At 40.4% G+C, this 24,204-nt stretch carries 16 protein-coding genes; 14 read left to right on the plus strand and 2 right to left on the minus strand.

The window, feature by feature from the left end:
* Positions 1-16 precede the first annotated feature (16 nt).
* The 8 genes from ACYQ28_RS12050 to ACYQ28_RS12085 all read left to right on the plus strand — a co-directional run bounded on the left by ACYQ28_RS12050 (position 17) and on the right by ACYQ28_RS12085 (position 11,185).
* Complete coding sequence (locus ACYQ28_RS12050; protein ID WP_460050545.1) at positions 17-2,800, plus strand: chemotaxis protein CheA; 2,784 nt, start codon at positions 17-19, stop codon at positions 2,798-2,800.
* Between the two features lie 425 nt (positions 2,801-3,225).
* Complete coding sequence (locus ACYQ28_RS12055; RefSeq protein WP_460050547.1) at positions 3,226-4,320, plus strand: protein-glutamate methylesterase/protein-glutamine glutaminase; 1,095 nt, start codon at positions 3,226-3,228, stop codon at positions 4,318-4,320.
* Between the two features lie 97 nt (positions 4,321-4,417).
* Positions 4,418-5,158, plus strand: a complete 741-nt coding sequence (locus tag ACYQ28_RS12060; RefSeq protein ID WP_460050549.1) for a flagellar motor protein — start codon at positions 4,418-4,420, stop codon at positions 5,156-5,158.
* A gap of 183 nt (positions 5,159-5,341) precedes the next feature.
* Positions 5,342-6,544, plus strand: coding sequence for a flagellar motor protein MotB (locus ACYQ28_RS12065; protein WP_460050551.1), 1,203 nt, complete (start codon positions 5,342-5,344; stop codon positions 6,542-6,544).
* Between the two features lie 487 nt (positions 6,545-7,031).
* The gene (locus ACYQ28_RS12070) at positions 7,032-7,847 is read left to right on the plus strand and encodes a ParA family protein (protein ID WP_460050552.1); all 816 of its coding nucleotides are present in this window, start codon (positions 7,032-7,034) and stop codon (positions 7,845-7,847) included.
* Entirely contained in the window at positions 7,840-9,588 is a 1,749-nt protein-coding gene (locus ACYQ28_RS12075; protein ID WP_460050554.1) for a chemotaxis protein CheW, read from the plus strand. Before ACYQ28_RS12070 ends, ACYQ28_RS12075 begins: the two co-directional genes overlap by 8 nt.
* Positions 9,589-9,989: 401 nt before the next feature.
* Complete coding sequence (locus tag ACYQ28_RS12080) at positions 9,990-10,478, plus strand: chemotaxis protein CheW (protein ID WP_460050556.1); 489 nt, start codon at positions 9,990-9,992, stop codon at positions 10,476-10,478.
* Between the two features lie 137 nt (positions 10,479-10,615).
* Complete coding sequence (locus tag ACYQ28_RS12085) at positions 10,616-11,185, plus strand: DUF2802 domain-containing protein (RefSeq protein ID WP_460050558.1); 570 nt, start codon at positions 10,616-10,618, stop codon at positions 11,183-11,185.
* 84 nt (positions 11,186-11,269) lie between these two features.
* On the opposite strand, the gene ACYQ28_RS12090 is transcribed toward ACYQ28_RS12085, so the two are convergent.
* Positions 11,270-12,583 (minus strand): OprD family outer membrane porin, encoded by a 1,314-nt coding sequence (locus ACYQ28_RS12090; RefSeq protein WP_460050560.1) that lies wholly within the window; start codon positions 12,581-12,583, stop codon positions 11,270-11,272.
* A gap of 615 nt (positions 12,584-13,198) precedes the next feature.
* Between ACYQ28_RS12090 and ACYQ28_RS12095 the strand changes: the two genes are divergently transcribed.
* From ACYQ28_RS12095 to ACYQ28_RS12105, 3 genes are all read left to right on the plus strand, one after another.
* Positions 13,199-15,001, plus strand: a complete 1,803-nt coding sequence (locus tag ACYQ28_RS12095; protein WP_460050562.1) for a sensor histidine kinase — start codon at positions 13,199-13,201, stop codon at positions 14,999-15,001.
* 22 nt (positions 15,002-15,023) lie between these two features.
* Positions 15,024-16,379 (plus strand): sigma-54-dependent transcriptional regulator, encoded by a 1,356-nt coding sequence (locus ACYQ28_RS12100; protein ID WP_460050563.1) that lies wholly within the window; start codon positions 15,024-15,026, stop codon positions 16,377-16,379.
* Positions 16,380-16,765: 386 nt separating this feature from the next.
* Complete coding sequence (locus ACYQ28_RS12105) at positions 16,766-18,268, plus strand: SLC13 family permease (protein ID WP_460050565.1); 1,503 nt, start codon at positions 16,766-16,768, stop codon at positions 18,266-18,268.
* 109 nt (positions 18,269-18,377) lie between these two features.
* Here ACYQ28_RS12105 and ACYQ28_RS12110 read toward each other — a convergent pair whose 3' ends face one another.
* Positions 18,378-20,111, minus strand: a complete 1,734-nt coding sequence (locus ACYQ28_RS12110) for a vanadium-dependent haloperoxidase (protein WP_460050567.1) — start codon at positions 20,109-20,111, stop codon at positions 18,378-18,380.
* 713 nt (positions 20,112-20,824) lie between these two features.
* On the opposite strand from ACYQ28_RS12110, the gene ACYQ28_RS12115 reads away from it, so the two are divergent.
* The 3 genes from ACYQ28_RS12115 (at position 20,825) to ACYQ28_RS12125 (ending at position 24,130) form a co-directional block, all read left to right on the plus strand.
* Complete coding sequence (locus tag ACYQ28_RS12115; protein WP_460050569.1) at positions 20,825-21,307, plus strand: GNAT family N-acetyltransferase; 483 nt, start codon at positions 20,825-20,827, stop codon at positions 21,305-21,307.
* Between the two features lie 1,093 nt (positions 21,308-22,400).
* Positions 22,401-23,018 carry a hypothetical protein gene (locus tag ACYQ28_RS12120; protein WP_460050571.1) on the plus strand — a complete coding sequence of 206 codons (618 nt, stop codon included), beginning with the start codon at positions 22,401-22,403 and terminating at the stop codon, positions 23,016-23,018.
* A 596-nt stretch (positions 23,019-23,614) separates the two neighbouring features.
* Complete coding sequence (locus ACYQ28_RS12125) at positions 23,615-24,130, plus strand: metal-dependent hydrolase (RefSeq protein WP_460050573.1); 516 nt, start codon at positions 23,615-23,617, stop codon at positions 24,128-24,130.
* Positions 24,131-24,204: the final 74 nt, after the last annotated feature.

Below are 24,204 nucleotides of genomic sequence, written 5' to 3' on the forward strand. Positions count from 1 at the left end.
GCGAGAGGAGCAGTGAATGGGGTTCGGCGATGATGAAGAGATTTTGCAAGACTTCTTAGTAGAAGCTGGCGAAATCCTCGAGACGCTTTCCGAGCAACTGGTAGAGCTTGAGCAACGTCCAGATGATCGTGATTTATTAAACGCGATATTCCGTGGTTTTCATACGGTCAAAGGCGGTGCTGGCTTCCTGCAAATTGCGCCAATGGTTGAATGCTGCCATGTAACGGAAAATTTATTCGATATTTTACGCAATGGTAAACGCGAAGTAACTTCCGAATTGATGGACGTGGTGCTGCAAGCGCTGGATGCTGTTAATTCACAATTTGATCAGGTTCAAAATCGTGTTGAACCATCACCCGCAGATGAGTCTTTAATTGAATCACTCGAAAGATTAGTCGCCTGCGAGGATTTACTCGAAGCTTCCGATGAAGAAGTTGTTGATGAAGAAGTTGTCGAAGAAGAATCCGTTGACGAAGAAGCCTACGAAGAAGACGTCGTTGTAGATGAAGACGTATCAGAGCAAGATATTTCAGAAGACGAACCTCAAGACTCCGAGTTCAATGCACAAGCCGATATTGATGAAGTAGAACTCGATGCACAAGACTCGCAGCCCTCAGCGAGTAGTGACGATTTTTCTGACAGTGCAATAGCTAACTTGTTGGATGCAATCGCCGACGAAGATGAAGACGGGGCAGCTAAACCCGCCGTAAAATCTACCACTGCTAAGAATTCTCCGGTTGTAAAGAAAACTGAATCCGACGAAATCACCGACGATGAGTTTGAAGCGCTTCTTGATCAGTTGCACGGCGAAGGTAAAGGTCCAAGTGTTGGCGAATCTAAAAAAGCTGCACCAGAAAAATCAGAAGCTGCGCCTGCCGATGACAAATCCGGTGAAAAGGCCAAGTCTAAAAAATCCGCGGGTGGAAACTCTGATTTAATTACCGAAGACGAATTTGAAAAACTCTTAGATCAAATTCACGGTCAAGGCAAAGGCCCGGGTGGTCAAGATAAATCTAATTCATCGGCTAAGGCAGCTCCTGCGGCTGAGGCAGAAAAGGTCGAAAACGCCAATCCAAAAGAAGAAAAAACCGAAGATGTAAAAGCAGAAGAGGTAAAAGCGCCTGCGCCCAAAGCTGCAAAACCAAAATCCGAATCTCCAAAAGCTAAAGCGAAAGCCAACGACGATACCATTACCGAAGATGAGTTTGAGGCGTTATTAGATCAATTGCACGGTGCTGGCAAAGGACCAGGCGCTGGTAGTTCAGATACCAAGGTCGCTAGTACTAAGGCCGCCTCATCACCGCCGAAAAATACAACTGCACCAAAAGCAACAGAATCGAAAGAGACTGTATCTGAGAAATCAGACGTTAAAGCAGAAAAGTCAGAGCCGAAAAAAGAACCCGTAAAAACCGCCGCAAAAGCACCTGCTGCACCGAAAAAACCAGCAACTACCAAAGCCTCCGAGCCAGATAAGAGTGCCGCTATTAAGGCGGTTCCTGGTACCGGAAAACCCAGCACCGCCGCTGCAAAACCTGAGCTTGTTGCCGTTCCCGGTGGTGCTAAAGCGAGTGCAGCTAAACCGGCATCGCCACCGGCGGCCGCACCCAAAGAAGCGGCTGCGCCGGCTGCCGAAACCACGGTGCGTGTTGATACGCAACGTCTCGACGATATTATGAATATGGTCGGCGAGTTGGTATTGGTGCGCAATCGGTTGGTTCGCTTGGGTGATGAAAAAGGCGATGAGGTATTATCAAAAGCCGTTTCTAATTTAGATGTTGTTACCGCCGATTTACAAACCGCGGTTATGAAAACCCGAATGCAGCCCATTAAGAAAGTGTTTGGGCGTTTCCCACGGGTTGTGCGCGATCTTGCACGCAGTTTAGGAAAAGAAATTAGTCTTGAGCTTGTCGGTGAAGAAACCGATCTCGATAAAAACCTGGTAGAAGCTTTGGCTGATCCCTTGGTGCATTTGGTTCGAAACTCGGTGGATCATGGTATTGAATTACCGGATGTGCGCGAGCAAAAAGGTAAACCACGCGTTGGCCGAGTTGTATTGTCTGCCCAGCAAGAGGGTGACCATATTTTATTAGCCATCACCGATGATGGCGGTGGTATGGACCCGAATAAACTTAAATCCATTGCTGTGGCCAAGGGTGTATTGGATGAAGACGCGGCAGCGCGTTTATCCGATCAAGAGGCTTTTGCGTTAATTTTTGCTCCCGGCTTTTCGACCAAACAAGAAATATCTGATGTATCCGGCCGTGGTGTTGGTATGGATGTGGTGAAAACCAAAATCACCCAACTCAATGGCACCATAGAAATTGATTCGGTCGTTGACGAAGGTACTAAACTTTATATTAAAGTGCCTTTAACCTTGGCCATTATGCCAACGCTGATGATTATGTTGGACGATCAAACATTCGCATTACCCTTAGTTAATGTTGATGAAATCTTCCATATGGATTTAAGTCGCACCAACATTGTTGATGGCCAAGAATGTGTCACCATTCGCGAAAAAGCGATACCGTTATTTCACTTAAAACGTTGGTTAATTCGTAGCGCAGCTTACGCGACACCACCAAAAGAAGGTCACATTGTCATTGTTTCGGTGGGTACTCAGCGAGTCGGTTTTGTTGTTGATCAGTTAATTGGTCAAGAAGAAGTAGTAATTAAACCGCTTGGCAAAATGTTGCATGGCACACCGGGTATGGCCGGTGCGACAATTACCGGTGATGGAAGAATCGCATTAATTTTAGATGTTCCAAGTATGTTGAAACGCTACGCTGGTAATGCTGCTTAGTTTCAAGAGACTTTGATTAATCCAGAGTTTCTTGCGACGCAAGGGTGCATCTTAATTTTCTAGAATGGCTAATTTAAAGGAAACTCTGATGAACCTAAAGTTTCCAGCGACACAAGGATGTGTCGCCAATTTCAAGAACGGTAAGTGATTGAAATTGTGAAGAAATTGGAAATCGCATTTTCAATTTCTGCCCTCTGATTAAATCAGGGATGAGTTAATCAGAGGTTCCTAAAGTTGTGAAGACATTGGTAGGGGCATTTTCAATATTTTCCCTCTGATTAAATTATGGGTGAGTTGATCAGAAATTCCATAGTCTTGTATTCGCTCATTGGTTGTAATGTTACGAAATTGTGTGTGAATAATAACGGTGTCGTGAGAAGGTGCATCCCAATTACGCTGATAGAGCTCATCAGGTGTCTAGGTATATGGCTATTAATGTTTTAATTGTCGATGACTCTTTATTTTTTCAAAATAGACTTGCCGCCATTATTGACGAGCATCCTCAATTAAAAGTTATTGGTATCGCGGGTAATGGCAAACAGGCCCTTGCTTTGACGCTTGAAAAAAAGCCCGACGTTATCACCATGGACTACGAAATGCCATTAATGGACGGGTTAAAGGCCGTTCGTAAAATTATGGCACAGCGTCCAACTCCGATTTTAATGCTATCTGCGTTAACCTACGAAGGTGCAAAATTAACTCTAGATGCCCTCGATGCTGGGGCGGTTGATTTTATGCCGAAAAGCTTTTCGGAAATTTCGAAAAACCCGCAAGAATTAAAACGCAAATTACATCAACGCTTATTACTAATTGCTCGACGACGAAATATTATACCGGCTACTCGTCCCGAGTCGGCAACCAAGGTTGCATTAGAAAACCATTATGAGCGTAATTGCGAAGTTATCGTACCACCCAGAACATTTCCCCATTGCTCGCAAAAACTTAACGGTAAAATAAAACTCATTGCAATGGGAGCGTCTACGGGTGGCCCGGTGGCGTTATCGGAAATATTAAAATGTTTGCCGGAGAATTTTTCACTGCCAATATTATTAATTCAGCATATGCCAGAGAATTTTACGCGTGCTTTTGCCGAGCGTTTAAACAGTACTTGTCGCATTCGCGTAGTTCTTGCAGAAGATGGGATGGTGTTGCGGCCAGGCACAGCCTATCTTGCTCCGGGCGGTCAACAGATGATGATAAACCCTAGAGATCGAACCCGAATTAATGTATTTCCGGGTGACGACCGATTAAATTATAAACCATCAGTTGATATTACCTTAGCCTCAGCTGCAAATACCTGGGGCTCAAGTTTTATGGCAATGATTTTAACGGGAATGGGGTCAGATGGCTGCGAAGGCAGTCGGATTGTGAAGGAAAAAGGTGGTGTTATTTGGTCGCAAGATCAGCGCAGCAGTGTGATTTATGGAATGCCAATGGCTGTGGCTCGCGCCAATCTTACTGACAAAGTGGTATCGTTAAACGAAATTCCAGAGCAATTACAAAAAGCGTTTAATTATTAACGCGTCCTACCTTAAAAATCCTCATTAGCTGATCCCGTTAATAACGGTGGATTGCCTAACTCGTCACCTGCAATCAAAAAATTACGGGTAAACTATCTTGGACAAACTCAGTTTCATCGGCGTCATTATCGGTTTTACGGCACTGATTGGCGGTAACTTTTTAGAAGGCGGTAGCTGGAAATCACTGATCAATGAATCGGCGGCATTAATTGTTATTGGTGGAACCCTTGGCGCTGCGATTTTACAGACACCTTGGCAAAGCCTAAAACGGGCGCTGTCGGTATTTGTCTGGGTATTTAAACCGCCGCAATATTATTTTCACGACGAAGTAAAAAAAATTGTCTATTGGGCAGCCACAGCACGTAAAGAGGGATTGTTAGGATTAGAGACCATAGCCGATCACGAAAAAGACATGTTCTCAAAAAAAGGTCTAATGCTATTGGCCGATGGTGCTCAATCTGAATCGATTCGTCAGGTGCTCGAAAACGATCTCATTCAAAAAGAACAACTCGATCTGCAAGCGGTGCAATTTTATGAAAGTATGGGTGGTTACTCGCCTACCATTGGTATTATTGGCGCCGTTATTGGTTTAATTCATGTTATGCAAAATTTAGCTGATCCGGAGTTATTAGGGCCTGGCATTGCCGTTGCTTTCGTAGCAACCATCTACGGTGTAGCCTTTGCTAATTTATTACTATTGCCGATTGCAAATAAGCTAAAGCAGTGTGTAGGCCATGAATCGCGCTTTAAAGAATTGATGATCGACGGTTTAATTGCAATTTCTGAAGGTGAGAACCCCAAATTTATTGAAATAAAACTCAATGGTTATATTAAATAATCGTATAGAAAGCTCCAAATACACTGGAGTTTCTAGTGGTACGAGAATATGTTTGTAGTTTTAAGAGTGACGGTGATTGATGTTTTGAAAAAATTGGAGATCGTATATTCAATTTTTGCTCTCTGATTAAATCAAGGATGCGTTACTCAGAGGTTTTTATAGTCTTAATCTGTATGGCGTCTCATGATTAAATCGCGTGCTAAAACCGAATTAAGTGTTAATCACGAGCGCTGGCTGGTTTCCTATGCCGATTTTATTACGCTACTCTTTGCCTTCTTTGTGGTGATGTATTCTATTTCTCAGGTTAATCAAGATAAATATCAACAGCTCAATCAGGTTTTACAGGCAATATTCAATCAACCTGAAAAATCACTGAATCCTATTCAAGTCGGTGATCCGAGTGTATCCACGTCTGCGGCTCCCGTTAATTCAGAATACAACTCCTCGATTAGCTCCGATGCTCAAGATGATCCAGCGGTGCTTTCTAAATCGAATGTATTCACTAATGACGCCGACAAAAGTTATTGGGATGCTCTTGAGCAAAAACTTGAGACGGAGATATTTGCGCAATTAGACAACGATTTAAAAAAAGCTTTGCGCGATTATTTAAATAGCGGCAACGTGAGTGTGCAAAATGGCAAGTTTTGGTATGACATAACCCTTAAAACACACGACTATTTTTTACCTTCTAGCGCAGAACCTAATTACGCTGCGGAAACTTTGCTCGACGAAATAGCCAAAGTGTTGGCTGTTTATAAAAATCCGATCTCTGTTGAAGGGCATACCGATAATTTAGCTATTAACTCCGATTTCTATCCCAGTCACTGGGAGTTGTCTTCTGCACGGGCTGCTTCTGCCATTGAGATTATGGTTCAATCAGGAATCGATCAACAGCGTTTAACCGCCGTGGGCCACAGTTTCCAGCGTCCTGTTGTTGATTTTAGTAGTGAGCAATCTTCTGTTGAAAATCCGAGAATTGTTATCAGAGTCGCGAAGCGGATTATCGAAGAAGTCATCAGTAGCGACAGAGAATTTAAACGTTATTATCAGCAAAGACAGCAAATTTTAACCGACAAAAATCTAAGTGCTAGAGAAAAGAATAATCGCTTAATCGAATTGACCAAGCCGGTAGGAGATACGCCTTTGCAAACAATTCGCGACTCCATTGATATTCAGCACAAAACTGACGAAGGTATTAACAACCGCGATATTAACAACCGCTATATTAACAAAAATAATACTAACGTATTTCGTGCTAACTCCAGTTCTAACACGTCGTCTGAGGAGATTAACTCCGTGAACGATCTCAATATTATTCAATTGAACGATGGTAATATTCTAATCACCAATGAAGAGCCATCTAGCGAGATTACGCCAAGACGCTAATCAGTCAAATCTAGTTCTAGAGGTCTTTTTCGAGAACGGTAGGAACCTCTGATAAACTCATCCCTGACTTAATCAGAGGACAGAAATTGACAATGCGATTTCCAATTTCTGCACAATTTCAATCACTTACCGTTCTTGAAATTGGCGACACATCCTTGTGTCGCGAGAAGCTCTGGTTAATCAGAGTTTCCTATAATAAATTCTGAGTTTCTGGCGATAGGAGTAATATTTTGATAATTTAATAACTCTCAGCTAACCGGAGAGTTATTAAATTAGCATTTTATGATGTTATTAATTTGGCTGAGTTTCTGCCGATAAAGAGTGTGAGTTCCGTTTTTGCTCGATGATTTTGTTTGTTTTATAAAATTTTTAGGAAAGAACAGCACTTAGTTAGGTATTTAACTTGCTTTATTCTGCGCAACTGCACCGAATAAAATTAAGGTGGCAATAGTTTGACGCTAAACAGATTAATAATATCGAGGTCGAGATGCTTGTTTGGAGTGTTGCAAATCAAAAGGGTGGTGTCGGTAAAACGACCACAACTATTGCGCTGGGTGGGCTAGCTGCACAAGCTGGGCTAAAAGTACTTATGTTGGACATTGATCCGCATGGCTCACTCACCAGTTATTGGGGTTTAAACGCTGATTACTGTACAGAATCTACCTATAACCTCTTTGAGCACCATAAAACCCTAGATAAAAATACGATTAATAAACTGATACATAAAACCAATCTCGAAAATTTATTTTTTATTCCTGCATCAACGGCTCTCGCAACCCTTGAGCGTCAAGCGATTGGTAAAGACGGTTTAGGTTTGGTTATTTCGAAAACCGTTAAAATTCTCGAACAAGACTTCGATTTAATACTGATTGATAGCCCACCCATTTTGGGTGTGCTCATGATTAACGCACTGGCCGCCTGTGAACGATTAGTTATTCCCGTACAAACCGAGCATTTAGCCATTAAAGGTTTGGAAAGAATGGTGCATACTCTAGGTATGCTCAGCAAGTCGCGTAAAACGCCGTTGGAATACACCATTGTACCAACCATGTTTGATCGACGAACTCAAGCTTCTACCACCAGTTTAAGGCTGATTAAAAACCAATATCCAGATCATGCCTGGGCTGGCAAAATTTCGGTGGATACTCGTTTGCGTGATGCCAGCAAAGCAGGTGTAGCACCACACGTGTTTGATCCAAATGGCCGAGCGGTTTCAGCCTATCGCTCGCTATTAAAGTTTTTGTTAAAAGTACCTGACTCGCAACAGGACTCGACCGAGTATTTGGAGCAAAACGTTGGTTGAACCCCAAGAATTTGAGGGCTCGGAAAAAGCCTTAGACTCTTATTTTTCTCAACTGCTAGACAACGAAACAGCGGTTCAAGAAACGCATGACTGTGATTCAGACGCTAATAATAATGATCGAGAGTTACAGTCAGAAAAGCCGGAGTTATCAGTACATCAGAAGTCGCACTCTTCATACCAAAATTCTTCAGAGCAGAATTCTTTAAAGCATGGTTCTTTAAAACAGAGCCCTTTAAAACAGGGTTCTTTAGAAGAAGGTTGCTCAGATAAAAATTCTTTAGATGCTTGTGCCAATACAACGCAGAATAAATCGTTCGAAAAAAATGATTCACAATTTTTTACGGCTCTTTTTTCTCAAATAATCGTCAACAGACTTCAAAGAAAAATACGATCGTTACAAAATTTTGATTTTGAATGTACTAGGCATTGCGCGCAGTTAGTAGAGCGTTTGGGTGAATTAGATAAAGATTTAAAATTTTATTACCGTAATCGTGAGCGTTCGCAGAGTGAAGAATCTTTTGATGCTACCACTGGCTCTGTTACTACTACTGGCTCTGTTACTACTACTGTTTGTCGTGATCCAGAACAGAAAGCTGAGTTAACCTTGCATTCCGACTTTTTCGTTGAGTTATCGCCTCATTCTAGTGTTAACAATTCCTCTCTAGTGGACGCTGGTGCTGCTCTCGGTACTGATACTCACAACACATCTGATCACAACTCTTATACCAATAATTATTTAATAGAAACACCTAATAAAGAGCTTACAACCTCTTCGCTAAATTACGACTCTCAAACTGTTCCTAAAGCTAACGAAGATTTCACTACTGAGCTTGAGTCTAGGAATAATACCCAAGAAAAATCACAATTGTTGGTTACAGATTCCAAATTATTACCCATCGATTACGCCGAACGTAATCAGAATTTACAAAGGTTGTTAACCCAGTCTTTTTTGCAAACGCCAGTAAATACCGAAGCTTCAACATTAACGCAAACGTTACTACAGCAGAATGTTGCGACAGAAACAGAACAAGTAGTCGCTACAAAAGTAGAACCTGTTGTTGATGTTAACGTTGAGCAAAAAGTTGCTTTAAAAACAACAACTCAAGAAAAGCTTGATCTTAAAACGCAAGATAAAACCACATTGGCGGTTCGACAAGCCGAGATAATGCTTGCCAAATTGGGCGTAAATCTTAAAGAAACAACCAGCATTGCCGATCAATTAGGTACTAAGACCAAGACACGACCAGACATACGAGAATATTTTGAATGGGCCGAAAATGGGCGGCCTAAATGGGCTCAAAAGAAGTTCGATATTTTCTTATTTGAAGTCAATGGTGTAACTATGGCAGTGCCCTTGGTAACCCTCGGACAAATTTATAAAATAGGTAACAATTTAACGCCTATTTTTGGCCAAGCAAATTGGATGATGGGAATCATGCAAACCCAGACGGGGAGGGTGAAAACTATCGATACCTCTTTGTTGTTAATGCCCGAGCGTTATAATTCAAGTTGCAAATCTCGATATCGATTTGTCATTACAATTGATCAAATTCCCTGGGGATTTGCCGTTGATAAAGTGGATCAACCTTTTCGTTTAGATCCGGCCTCGGTCAATTGGCGTTCGTTGCACGAACAACGACCTTGGTTCGCCGGTATGATTAAAGAAAAAATGTGCACTCTTATAGATATTCCAAATTTAGGTAAAAAGGTCTTAGATTCGGAGCGGAAATCCGTTCATTAATTATGTATGGCTAATATTGCGATAAGAGTCTCTGATTAACTCATTCATGAATTCATCAGAGAACAGAACTTGAAAACGTGACTTTCAATGTCTTCACCATTTCAATGACTTACCGTTCGTGAAATTGGTGATACGTACTGATGTCACCAGAAGCTCTGAGATAGTCAGAGTTTTCTATAGCAAAATGATAGATTTAATTATTCCAATATAAATGAGTAGAAATATAAGTTAACAGGAATATACGCTAACAAGAATCGATAAGTCGTTAGTCAATAAGAGCCTTATATACTCACTAGCTATTTTTAACCGCTTTAATGGTCGATAATTTAAATATCTACTATATTCAATGAATCAGAAATTTGAATGTGTTTGAACCTTAATAGGTATCAGGAAAATAAATCATGGCAAGTAATACCAACACAAAAGCGAAAGTTAACGAAGATCCAATTTTGCAATGGGTAACCTTCCGACTCGCTGGTGAAACCTATGGTGTTAATGTGATGCAGGTGCAAGAGGTGCTGCGTTATTCTGAAATCGCTGCTGTACCGGGCGCGCCTGGATACGTGATTGGAATTATAAATTTACGCGGCAACGTGGTGACGGTTATTGATACCCGTAATCGATTTAATTTAGAGCCCGGCGAAATTACCGATAACACCCGTATTGTCATCATAGAAGCAGATCAGCATGTCATTGGTATTCTGGTCGATAGCGTTGCCGAGGTTGTTTACCTACGACAATCCGAAATTGAAACTGCCCCTAATGTTGGCAACGAAGAAAGTGCTAAATTTATCCAAGGCGTTTGCCATAAAAACGATGAGCTTCTAATATTAATAGAATTGAATAAACTACTCACAGATCAAGAGTGGGCTGAACTTGAGGAAGTTTAATATTATGCGCTCAGGTTTTATGCCGCTGTAATATTAATTACAAATACCAATTAAGCCGCTCTTAGCTTATTCAATGATTGTTGTGTTAATCATTCTTTGAAAAAAGCATACGTTAAATCGTAAAGAGCGGCTCTTCTATGATTAATTCCTTTCTTATTATTCTTTCTCTGGTGTTGGGCATTGGTGCTGTTCTCTGTTTCAGTTTGTTGTTCGTTGTTTTTAGGCGTCTTCGAACGGTTTCACAACAGCATAAAGAACTCGCCAGTTTTGTAAAAAGAGAAATAACAGTCATCAACCAGGCTCAAGTTTCTATGGGCAAGGTGCTTGTTCATCTTGAGCAACACGGTAAGACTTTACAGCAGAAAGTAGAGCAACTTGAGGCAAGGCCTAATTTTTCACACAATGATTCGCCGAATCCCGAGAGGTACACCTCTGCTTCGGCAGTTCAAGAACCTAGGCCTGAGAGCAAATCAAAACCCGATAATAAGCCACAGCGCAATTTCTTTAATGAGGAGTTCGACGCACGGTATTTGAATTTTTCTGACGAATTTAGTTTTCAGCAACGCTTGCAATCGGGTTCTTATAACGAAGCCTTACACTTGTTAAAACAGGGTGTGAGTGCAGAAGAGGTAGCCGAACGTTGTGGATTATCGCGCTCCGAAGCCAATTTAATGCAGTTGGTTAATAGCGAATCGTCGGCGAATTAAAAAATCCCCCTAATTCGAGGGTACGAAATAGGGGTGTCAAGATGACAGCAGGATTAGATTTGCAAGATCTATAGAAAAGGAGAATTAAAACTTGTAGGTGTAATCCACAAAAATACGATTGTCGAAATCGTCGCCTTTTACACCATCTACGTTACCGGTCTTTTTGCCACGGTAATCGTGAATACGCCATTGAAAAGCTAAGCCCTTTAACCAATTGGGATTGTATTTAATAAAAATTTCACGGTAATTTTCACTGCCTTCACCCAAAGATTTATCAACACTGTTTTCAATGTCTTCGCCTTTAGAATAATTAAATGCAGTGCTTAAACCCGGAACCCATTTATGCCAGTCGTACTCAACACCTACAAGGTAAGCGGTTTCATTGCTGTTTGAAAAGTCTGGAAAAATAATTGAACGCGTTGGGAATGGGTTAGTACCATGGTCGCCGGAGTGGTTGTCTTCAATCCAAGTTTCGTCAAATTTACTGACCGCAGTGGTAAATTTCCAGTCGTGGTAATCCCAAATACCTTGAACATAGGCTCCAAAGCCATTGTTGTTACTTGGTGAGCCTACTGCCGCTGCATCTTCATCATCAAGTTCGCCAGCTTCTGCACCTACCACAAATAAACTACCATCGTCGTCAGAAGTAAATACACCGGCTTTCGCGGTAAAACGTTGATCTTCACCTAGGGGCCAGTAGTAGCTTGCACGTAAACCGGTTTTTTGCAAAAAATTAGCGGATTTTAAAATTTCCGCGTCAACCGTTAACGCATCTTTTTTATAGGTCAGGCCGTTAATCCATATATGATCAATCTCTGCGCCTAAATCGGTGGTGAATTTTTCAGAATCTTTATCGTGGCGGCGCGACCATTTGTTGTACCACTGGCTGTAAAGTGTGACATCGCCCAATTTATACGCAGCAGAAATACCTTGGTAGGTGTCTGGAATTGCACGTTGTCCAGAGCTGCTTTTTAATAAAGATTTAATGGGCTGATAACCCACTTTAGCGCTGAAATTTTTAAACGGTGTTAGCTCAACATACGCCTCACCAAACTTAGTGAAACGTTCTTCTTGATCGCCTGCGGGATTTACCGGTAATAAATCATTGGCCGCGGCTCCGCTCGTATAAACTTCTTCTACGTGATAAATAGACGTTACCAAGCGAATGCTGTCTGCAATTTTCCCGGTTTCGTATTTAAAACGTAAACCTAATACAGACTGCTCGCGATCGGTTTGAGGAGCTTCTTTAAATTCGCGAGTGATGGTGGCAAAACGTGATTGCAGGCTCAAGTTAGCGTCTTTCACAAACGCATCTTGTAATTCACTGGCATTCGCTAAGGGTGTCGTTGCAGCAGTTGTCACGGCCAAAAATAATAAACTTTGGTGATGTCTTCTCATGGTCCAATTGCCTGTTATTGTTATGTTCGTATTTCACATGCTATTTCGATGTGGCGTACAATCGTTCATAATTAAATCAATTAGATGTAACGCTGGCGACACTGAGCGAGAAGCATACCAATGTGAAATTTTGGCTAAAGTTACGGAAATGTGTAGATTCGCCAAAGACTAGAGAATGAAAAATGGGTGGAAATCCACCGATTTCGATAAAAGTGGGTGAATTTGGTATCTTTTAATCTTTGTTGTATTACCAAGTAAAAAGATATATTGATGATCGGCGATTACAGATGTGTTAGAACCTATAGGAACCTCTGATTAACTCATCCTTGATTTAATCAGAGGACAGAAATTGACAATGTGATTTCCAATTTCTTCACAATTTCAATCACTTACAGTTCTTGAAATTGGCGACACATCCTTGTGTCGGGAGAAACTCTAGGTTAATCAGAGTTTCCTATACAGACAAACGCCGATTTAATACGTGTTTTTAGCTATTAGACATAAGTCATAAAAAACATGCTGCGATGCAATAACGATAACTTAGTGAAATCATGATGAAATTAGAAATTATATTTTCAATTTTTTGCTTTCGCGAAATAGCGATAATAGACGTAAATGACAGTGTTTAATTTAATTTCCTATCAACGATTACGAAATCTTAGCGCCGTAACCTATGTGATGGGTTTTACCATTGTGTGTTTTTTTGGCTATTTTATAAGCGGAAAACAGCTTGATGAACAACTTCAACGTGAACGGTCTTTGGTTGAAGATACTTTAAGTTCATCGCTAACCTATTATCAGTTTGTTCCTTCTTTACTCAAACAGTCGGGATCGGTTTTATCGGTATTAATTAATCCTACCGAGGCAAATATTTCAGCAATCAACTTAGAATTTGAACGACTCAATAATGAGTTGGGGAGTGATGTTATCTATTTGCTCGACGATCAGGGAGTTACGGTCGCATCGAGTAATCATAAGCAGCCAGACAGTTTTATTAGTGACGATTATTCTTTTCGTCCCTATTATCGTGAAGCTATAAATACCGGCGCCGGGCATTATTTGGCATTGGGTATACGTTCGGGTAAACGCGGATATTTTTTCTCTTCTTCGGTAACGCATAATGGAAAATCGATTGGGGTTATAGTCATTAAAATTTCGCTGAATCACATTGAGGAAATTTGGCAAAAATCGGGCATCGAATTTTTAGTGTTCGATCGCGATGGCATAGTCTTTTTCAGTTCTCGATCGGATTGGTTGTATAAATCGCTGCTTGACCACAGCGTTGAGAAATTACGCGCATTAAATGACACGCAACGTTACGGTCCGAACGAGCTAAAGGTGGTGGCAAAAACAACCTCTAACGATTTGAACACTGTTAACGAAATATTTTTAGGTTCCGGCGAGGTAAAAAAACATTGGCAAATTAATCAAACATTTATGCCAAACTGGGACTTAAATGTGGCCACGTTGGTACCCTTTGCCAATCGATATTTATCCATTGTGTGGTATTTATTTACTTATACGGTTTTATTTTTATTGTTACATATGTATTGGTTGTATTTGGATAAAAAGCGGGAATTGCGCGTTCATTTGCAAGATATGAATCGACGACTTGAAAACCAAGTGAATGAGCTGACGCAAGATTTACAGGTGCGCAACCAACAGCTGCAAGAATCTGCCATAGAACAAGAACACGCCCATAAAGCGCTGCAACAGGCCCAAGCAGAATTGGTGCAAACCGCTAAATTAGCCGTGTTAGGGGAGTTTTCCGCAGGTTTACATCACGAATTAACGCAACCGTTACAGGCGTTACGTAGTTACGCCAACAACAGTTTACGAATGATGGAACTGAAAAAAACCCGGCTTTTGGAAGAAACTTTGCGCGATATTGTTTCAGTAACCGATTCAATGGTAAAAATTGTTCAGCAGTTTCGAATCTTTGCCAGACGCTCACAGCCCGAATCGCGACCTTGTGGTCTATCAGAAATTATCTCTGCGGCATTAAGTATTGTGCGACCAGAACTTGAAAAAAAATCCGTTAAATTAATCAACCAAACTACCGATAGCTTGGTATTTTGCGAACCTGTTCTAATTGAGCAGGTTATTGTTAATCTAGTCAGCAATGCAGTACATGCCTTAAACGCTACCGAAAGCCCAAAAATTTCTTTAAGTAATTACGAATCAGACGGATACCTGTGGCTTGAGGTCTGCGATAATGGTCCGGGAGTAGATGCTAATATTTTAGAAAATCTGTTTGAGCCATTTTTTACTACCCGTGATAGCGGTCTGGGTTTAGGATTGGCAATTGCCAAAAGAATTGTTGAAAGTCAAGGCGGCAGCATAAAAGCTGACTTAATAGAGCAGGGTGGTTTAAGGTTGGTCATATCTTTGCCTATACATACCAAACAAAATCACTGATCACGCGAGTAATTTTACCGGAATGAATTTTTTTTCAAAAAAAGTTTTGTTGGTTGACGACGAACCACAGGTGTTAAAAGCATTATCTCAAACCCTTGAGCTTGAAGATTACGAAGTGCAAACCGCGGCTAATGGCAAGTTAGCCTTGGATTTGGTCGAGCCTGGGTTTGATGGTGTTGTTATCACCGATATCGATATGCCGTTAATGGACGGCCTACAGCTGTTGTCGGAAATATCGAAAATCGACAGCAATATTCCCGTTATTGTTTTAACCGGCAAGGGTAATGTTGCCATTGCCGTTGAAGCTATGCATTTAGGGGCTTACGATTTTTTGGAAAAACCTTTTTCCAGCGACGCCATGTTAACGCGACTTGATAGAGCGTTAGAAAAACGTCGTTTAACCCTAGAAAACCTAGAATTAAAGCGTGAATTAGAAACGCAACCTTCGGCAGGCATTCGAATTGTTGGCAATACGCCTGTCATGAAACGCCTGCGCGGTTTGCTTCATGACATTAAAGATTTGCCTGCCGATGTATTAATTGAGGGTGAAACGGGTTGTGGTAAAGAGTTAATTTCGCGCTATTTGCATTATCAAAGTGTTCGTCATGAAAAACCCTTTGTAGCCATTAATTGCGGGGCTTTACCGGAATCGATCATCGAGAGTGAATTATTCGGTCACGAAGCCGGTGCCTTTACCGATGCAAAAGGTAAACGCATTGGTAAATTTGAATACGCCAACGGAGGTACCGTTTTACTCGATGAAATCGAGAGCATGCCGCTATCGTTGCAAATTAAATTACTGCGCGTATTAGAAGAGCGAGCTATTCAACCACTGGGCAGTAATAAACTCATTCCTGTTGATGTGCGGGTTGTAGCTGCAACAAAAACGGATTTAAAAGAATTAAGCGATAAAGGCGAATTTAGGGCCGATTTATATTATCGACTTAATGTGTTGCAGGTGCGTATTCCGCCGTTGCGCGATCGAATCGAAGATGTGTCGTTATTGTTTGAACATTTCACTCAGGTGGCGGGCAATAACTACAAGGTTGAGGTACCTTTACTGTCTGCCGAAAAACGTCAGTGGTTATTGCGCCACGATTGGCCGGGTGGTGTGCGCGAATTGCGTAATCTTGCAAATTGTTTTGTTTTATTGGGTGAGGCTAGGGCATTCGACGAATCCAGCCCGGAACGACCGCGAGCACCGTTAACGCTCGCCGAGCAAGTAAGTCGGTTTGAAGAAAGTATTATTCGCGATGAGCTAACGCGTTGCGAAGGCCGTTTAAAAGTTGTGCAAGATAATTTGGGTGTTGCCCGAAAAACCTTGTACGAAAAAATGCGCAAATACAATCTCGATAAAAGCCAATTTAAAGATGCCTAGACTAAAGTAGTGTTGCTTTTGTGCGGTAAATAGGCACTTTCAAACCTCGTTTTTATATTGATGATTACCACAATGTTAGGTTGGTAATCATCCCACCCATTGGTTAATTTAAATGGGTGGTTTTATCCCCTCTACTTTTTTTTAAATTCCTTGTTTAATTTTTCAATTAAATATAAAAGTTATTATAATTCAAAAGGTTATATCAAAAAAAAGCATTGGCATTGCTCTTGCCATATAGAAACCGCAGGCGAATCGTACAAGATTTTCCCACAATTAACCCAAAAGTCTCGGCGACAGAATTTTTAAGCCGTTCTGATAATAAAAACGTGCTCGTCTATAAAAGCAATAATGCATTTAGAGCACATAAATGAAAGAGAGTCGATGTTATGACAGCACAAGCTGAATCAAATACCTCGTCGGAGAGCGTTACAACACCAACTACCCCCATGTCAAAGTTGCGATTATTCAGTATTGTCGCCGGGCCTTTGGTATGTTTAATCTTAACGTTTATTCCTGCACCAGAAGGTTTATCTCCGGGCGCTTGGAAATTGGTTGCGCTCACTACTTGGATGGTAATCTGGTGGATGACCGAGGCCGCCCCTGTTCCTGTAACGGCGTTATTGCCCATTGTATTTATGCCGATATTAGGAATTGGCGATCAAAAAACTGTCGCAGCCAGCTACAGCAATCCATTAATTTATTTATTTTTGGGCGGGTTTTTAATTGCCGCCGCCATGCAGCGTTGGGGACTTCATAAGCGTATTGCATTGACGGTGGTAAAATTTGCGGGTACTTCGGGCAGCAGCATTATTGCAGGTTTTATGTTGTCCACCGCATTTTTATCGATGTGGATCTCCAACACAGCAACAACCTTAATGATGTTTACCGTAGGTATTTCATTAATTGATTTCATTGCCTCAAAAGGCAAAGACCCTGCGCAGGTACGTCGCTTTGGTATCGCCTTAATGTTAGGTATCGCTTACAGCGCGTCAATTGGTGGAGTTGCAACGCTTATCGGTACACCACCAAACACCTTATTGGCGAGCTTCTTACAAGACAGCTACGGTATAAGCATCGATTTTGCTACTTGGATGATGATAGGTGTACCCGTAGCCGTAATTTTATTACCGATTGTTTGGTTTATTTTGTGTAAATTGGTTTTCCCTGTTGGTCATCTCGATTTAGAAGGTGCCGATCAACTGGTGGTTAACGAATTAAACGCAATGGGCAAAATCGGTCGTGGTGAATTAATCGTCTTAATTGTGTTTGGTTTTACCGTGGTTGCTTGGATCTTCCGTAAATTTATCATTAGCCTTACTGGGCTGAATATAAGCGACACATCAATTGCATTATTTGCGGCAAGTATTTTGTTTGTGATTCCTGCATCTATTGAACGCAATCAATTCACGGTTGACTGGGATGCCGCCAAAGGTGTGCCTTGGGGCGTATTGTTATTATTCGGTGGTGGTTTAGCACTGGCGGCAGCGTTTAAGAGCACCGGTCTTGCAATGTCTATTGGTGAATTTGTGGGTTCACTCGATTCGTTAGAAATTTCGATGATTATTTTGGTAACCATTATCACCATCGTATTCCTAACCGAAATTACCTCTAACACCGCAACCACAGCAACCTTCTTACCGATTCTTGGTGCGGTTTCTGTCGGCCTAGGATACAGCCCATTAGCATTGGCAATTCCTGCTGCGTTGGCAGCATCAATGGCATTTATGATGCCGGTGGCTACTCCGCCAAATGCTATTGTTTTCTCCTACGAAGGTTTGCGTATTAAAGACATGATGAAAGCAGGTCTTTGGATAAACCTAGTCAGTATCTTCATTATTTATATTGCGATTATTACTCTTGCACCAACCATATTCGGAATCGACCTGTAATTCCATCGATTCAAAAAATACAAGCACCTTGTTCCGGCTGTTCATCAGCCGGTTTTTTTATTCTAAAAACCCCGTTTAGCGGGGTTTCCTTTTTTTAAAGATTAATACATTAATCCAAATAAATAGGGTTGTATTCAGTGTTATCGTCATTAAACACTCCATCTTTTTTGATGGTGATTTTATGACCTTTAAAAGTTGTTAAACTAAATCCTGGAAAATCTTCATTCACTGTTGTGGCTTCTTGCTGTAATAACGCAATTGCTACTTGTTCACCAGCGTATAAACCTTGAATGCCATCTTGGCGATAATGAACACCTGCACCGTCACGACCAAGTGCAATATTATTGGCCAATTTGTTAATTTCACCGCCAAACGTAACACCTTCAGAAAACTGACTGGAAACATCATTTAGCGTTAAACCGTCGGCAGATTGCATGATTCGAGGGAACAGAAAATCTTCATTAAACAAGGCTTTTAATACGGTTGCACACGCACCTGAATAGCAGGCATGGCCAGCTGGGAATGAAGGGTGGGTTGGTGAACCTTCGGGGAAAGCTTGAGGGCAGAAATAAGTGCCGTTTTGGTTGAACAGTATCGAGAGCACATTTGAATTTAAAATGTCGTCGTGCAATTCGTAATTGGCTTGCCCAGTAACATGAAAATGCACACGACCTGCGTAAGCTTCTGGTCTTAAAAAGCGATTTACTCGCCATTTATGGAACCATGCGGTTGCTAAACCTAAATTGCCAGCACGAGCGACCAAATCCAAAATAAATGGAGCACCAAAGGTTGTAAAACCTTGTTGATTAAAAATTGTATTGCCGTAGGGAAATCCAGAGTCAAGGGCATCTTGACCAAACTGCATCATAATTAACGCCGCTTGAATATAGGCCGAGAAGGTAATATCACGATGCACGTATTCAGCCATCGAGCGAGCGTTATAAATGAATTTTTTCTGAGTTTCAAACGTTGCGGTTTCGTTTACGCGGCCACGTTGTACCGCGAGCCAATTGCCTTCGGTTAACATAAAGTCAACATTGGCCGTGCCTACTTCATAGCGTTGCTCCACATCCACAGAACCGTAGCTAAAGGGTAGCAACAATAATTGGCTAACGTACGGACCTTTTAAATCACCAGCAGTTTCACCACGGAATAAATTACCCACGGTAACGGGTTTTTGACTAGGCCGTGCGGTGAAACTGTTCAAATCATTAACCGCGCTTTGAACAATAGGCCGATTCCCATAATCCATAAACGGCACATCACGTAATACGGCTTGCCAGTACACCTCACCCATTTCAACCGCAATTTCAGGGCTTCTAAAGGCGTGAGCCGAATTAATTCGAGTGGCGTGACTATCACGACCGGCTAAAATGTATTTAAATGCTGCCTGCGGCGACGTTAAGGGTCTTGCATCCGTTGCTAACACAATTGCGTTAAAGTCTTCTTGCGCACCGGTTTGCATGGCTAACTGCAATTTTTTAAACTCGCCCGGATTTACTTCCCCTAAAGAATTACACGGCAACGACTTGCTGTAACTGGCGTAATAACGCTGATCTTTGTATCGCGCTTCGTCATCGTTATCTAACTGTGGGCCTAAACTTACAGTGAAATTAGATTCTGTTTCTGCGGCATTAACGCGAATAGCTAACGCATCCATACGACGGCTGCCAGATTCTGTAGATGCGTCAAAATCGTCCACATAAAAATCATCTGCATGAGCTGAACTAACACCGCCAATAGTGCCCGCGACTCCAGCGGCGGCAACCGCGGAAGTACTTATTTTTAAAAAATCACGACGAGAAGTAGAATTGCTGTTTATATTCGATAATTCTTCTGACATCAGAAAGCTCCATGTTATTTACATCGAAAATTACAAAAAAATAAAAAGGAATTTAGTCACCCAACGAAAAATTTGGCCGTAGATTAACTTTGGTCAAGTAATAAACTGCTATGGTACCTCTGATTAACCTATTTCATAATTTAATCAGAGGGAAAGAATTAACGCTGCAACTTCCAATTGTTTTCACTATTTCAATCATTTGCCGTTCTGGAAACTGACGGTACATCCTTGTGTGCTTAGAAACTCTAGACTAATTAGAATTTCCTATGTTCACGCATCTCCCTTCTATTTTTAAGCGATTTTAATTAACCTTATTTAATTGCAGGCTCAAATAAATTCCGTGTTGGTAAATGAAGAAACGAGTTAAATTAAGGTGCGTTGACAAGTAATGTTAAAAAAATAATATCGAGTCAGAAATGATGTGCGCGTCACAATTGAGTGGCTTAAACGGAATTGTAACTGTATAGAAATCTTTTACTGTCACCTTCGTCATTTAATCAGAAGGCAGAGGCTAAAAATACAATCTCTAATTATATTGCTTTGTTAAAGGCTTACCATTCTTGAGATAGGCGACATACCCTGGGTAGCTAACAATATTGGTTGATGAGGGTTTGTTGTGATTGCTATTAGTAATTGAAATTATGTATTATCGTATTTAATAAATTTAATGAAAATTAATAAGTGCTAGTGAAGAATGGTGGTTTAGAGGAAAAATGTCGATTACAGCAATAACCGAATCCAATTGGGCGGACATACTTGAGTTGCAGCAGGGTGTCTATTTGCAAGTTGCGCCTGAAAGTTTAGATGTATTAAAAAGTAAATGGCTAACATCGCCAGAGAGTTGTTTGGTTTTATACGAAGAAGGCATGTTAATGGGTTATTTACTTGCTCATTCTTGGAATCAAGAAATGCCACCGAAATTATTCAAACCCTTGCCTGAAAACTGCAAAGGCTCCACACTTTTTGTCCATGATTTGGCCGTGCATAAAAATTCAACGGGGAAAGGTATTGGTAAAAAGCTAATAACACATCTTACAAAAATCGCAAAGTTAAACGGATATCAGCAAATTATGTTGGTAGCTGTGCAAGGTTCAACAGAATTTTGGCTAAAACAAGAGTTTATGAGCGTTAACCAGGAAGTGAGCGAATGTTACGGTGAAAATGCACAGTTTATGTTAATGAGTGTAGGTGATTAGAAATCGGTGCTGAATAACATCTGAGTTGTGTTCGGTAATCATAGTCTATGGTATTTATGTTTTTGTACATTGTTTATTTATTTTGTACATTAGGTCGAATAGTTTTGTGAAGATAGTTCAAAACCGATGGCAAGGATTTTTATATCGATTAACTCGGGGGCTGCTGTCTGTTTTGGTTTATTTCGCTTTTACCATTTCGTTGGTCTTCTTAGGTGTTATTCAGTTTCGCGAATTGATGTTAATTAACGCATTAATTCTGGCAATGTTGCCTTTGGTTGGTACTTTATGGCTTTTAATACTAAATTGCGGTTCATCCAAGGTCGTTGATTATAGGAAACTCTGATTAACCTAGAGTTTCTCGCGACACAAGGAAGTGTCGCCAATTTCAAGAACTGTAAGTGATTGAAATTGTGAAGAAATTGGAAATCGCATTTTCAATTTCTGTCCTCTGATTAAATCATGAATGAGTTAATCAGAGGTTCCTATAGTCTGATTTTAACGGATGAGAGTATAGAGCTGGTAACTTATTCCGATTTTATATTGTTATCTATTTCTGAAATTGTAAGCTGTAAGTTTTCAGGTTTTTTTGCCAAAAAATTTAAGCGTAAAAAGTGTAAAGTCGAGTGTGAATGTGGAGTTGTCTAGATTTACAAAAAATCAACAAAAACTTATTTTAGATTACTTGAAACGTTATTCTCTTATTTGAATTTACAAAATTTATTATTGTGCAGTTTGGTGAGTTATTTAAAATTTTCGAAAATAACCCATAATTCTCTTTTAGGAATGCTTGAGCGTTGTAAAATCTTGCTTTTTATAAATCTTATTTCTATAGCCACTAACAGTCTCATTGTTTTATTTCAAAAAGTTCATCCAGTTGTTTGCTAAGGTATCTCGGTTATTTTTCATTTGTGCTAAATTTTAAATCACCCTGCTGAGCCTTGATCTCAAGTTGTAGAGTTCTCTGTTTTTATTTTGCTTGGTCATTTAATAGAGACTACATTTATTACTAATAATGATAACGTTATCCGTAATTCCTTTGTTGTTTAGTTAGAACTTTAACGGGACGTTATGCATAGCTAATAAGGAAATAACAATGACGATCTTACAGAATTTACGTGATAATCCAGAACCAATTTGCAAACAAAACGACTTTTTTGTGGATGTTAGAGGTTTTAGAACGACACCTGAAGGTACTAATCGGTGTGAGGTTGGTGGTGCTGCAACACTTAATTTAACAAAGCAAAATGGTGTTTATCGTTTAGCCGTTGAAAATGGTGGTAGCGATTACTTTTTTCCTTGGGTTAACCGAGGTGTGGGCGAAGTCTCTGTGCCTATAAATCAACCAAATGGTACCATTGTAACAACAGGTGGTATGAATGGTTGTGCGCTCCAGGTTAACCGCAGTGGTAACAATTTAATTTTTTATCATGATGCAGACAATCGGTATCTAGGTGATCTTAAACAACCTCAAGGCAGGCAGTTATGTAGAATAGAGCCAAATCAATATATGAAAATTCCCTATGGACAAACCATCGTAGAAGAAAATCCAAGGGCAGGGCTCTCGTATTTGTATCAGTTAATATGTGTTCGTCATGAAGGTAAATGGAAGGTTACCTATTATGGAATTATATTGGGCCCTGGGATAAATATGCCAATCAATCGAACTTTTACTCCGGGTGTTAGTAAATTCTTAGCCAGTTTTAAGGAATAAACTTCTGTGCATTATCTGTATATTAAAGTCAATTTAATTAACCACAGCGTTTAATGTTTTAACTTGATAACTCTTATAGGCGCCTCTGGTTAACTCAGCCATGATTTAATCAGAGGGCAGACGTTGAAAATGTGATTCCCGATTTTTCACAATTTTAATCAATTACAGTTCTTGAAATTGGCGACACGTCCTTGTGTTGCGAAAATCGCTAGGGTAATCAGAGTTTCCTCAAATAAAATCGATAATTTTGTAAGAAAAATTAGTTTTTCCATTCTCAGTGACATGCAAATATTGTTTGCTCATTCTCAGTTTGTTCCTTTTTTGATTACAAAACTTAAATTCTTATACATTTATTGTGATGTTATTATTTTGGAACCTCTGATTAAATCATGGATGAGTTAATCAGAGGTTCCTTTAATAAAAAACGTGGTTTTATATTGCGCTAGCACCAATAATGTTGATGTTTTTAGGTTTGGTTGCGTTGTATGTGTATTCGCGTTTTTAGTGATTCTTACGCTCGACTTTTTATTGGGTTTTTTAAGCTTGTTTAGAGTGGTTGAGTTTTTAATTGCTCAATAATTGTATTGGTTTTTAATATGCCTTTTACGCCGTTTCATATGGGGCCTGGAATTTTTATTAAAGCACTGTTGCAAGGTAGCTTTAGTTTAATGGTTTTTGGCTGGTCGCAAATTATTATGGATGTTCAGCCGCTTTGGGTGCTGATTGTTGGTCATGGTCATTTGCATGGTTTTTCGCATACGTTTGTGGGTTGTGTGTTGTTGGCTGTATTTTCTGCGCTAACCGGTAAGTACCTATCGGAATTCGGTTTAAAAATATTAGATCTTAAAGGTCGTAATGGTAGGACCATTTGTATTTCTTGGTGGGTTGCGTTTTTGAGCGCCTTTATCGGTTGTATTAGTCACGTTTTAATTGATGCGGTTATGCATTCTGATTTACAGCCTTTTTATCCCTTTGTGTTGAGAAATCCGTTTTTGGGTTTTATTTCCGTGGCAGCACTTCATAAGTTTTGTCTTTATAGCGGGCTTTTGGGGGTGGTAATTTTTTACTCAGTGCAATGGTTGGTTTCGCGATATACGAATCGTTTAAATTAGGTGTTTATGCTATTCAATTCTCAGGCTATTTGGGGTATGTGTTAATAAAAGCTTGAGCTAATGGATTGAGTTTT

Source organism: Sessilibacter sp. MAH1 (assembly GCF_054658315.1).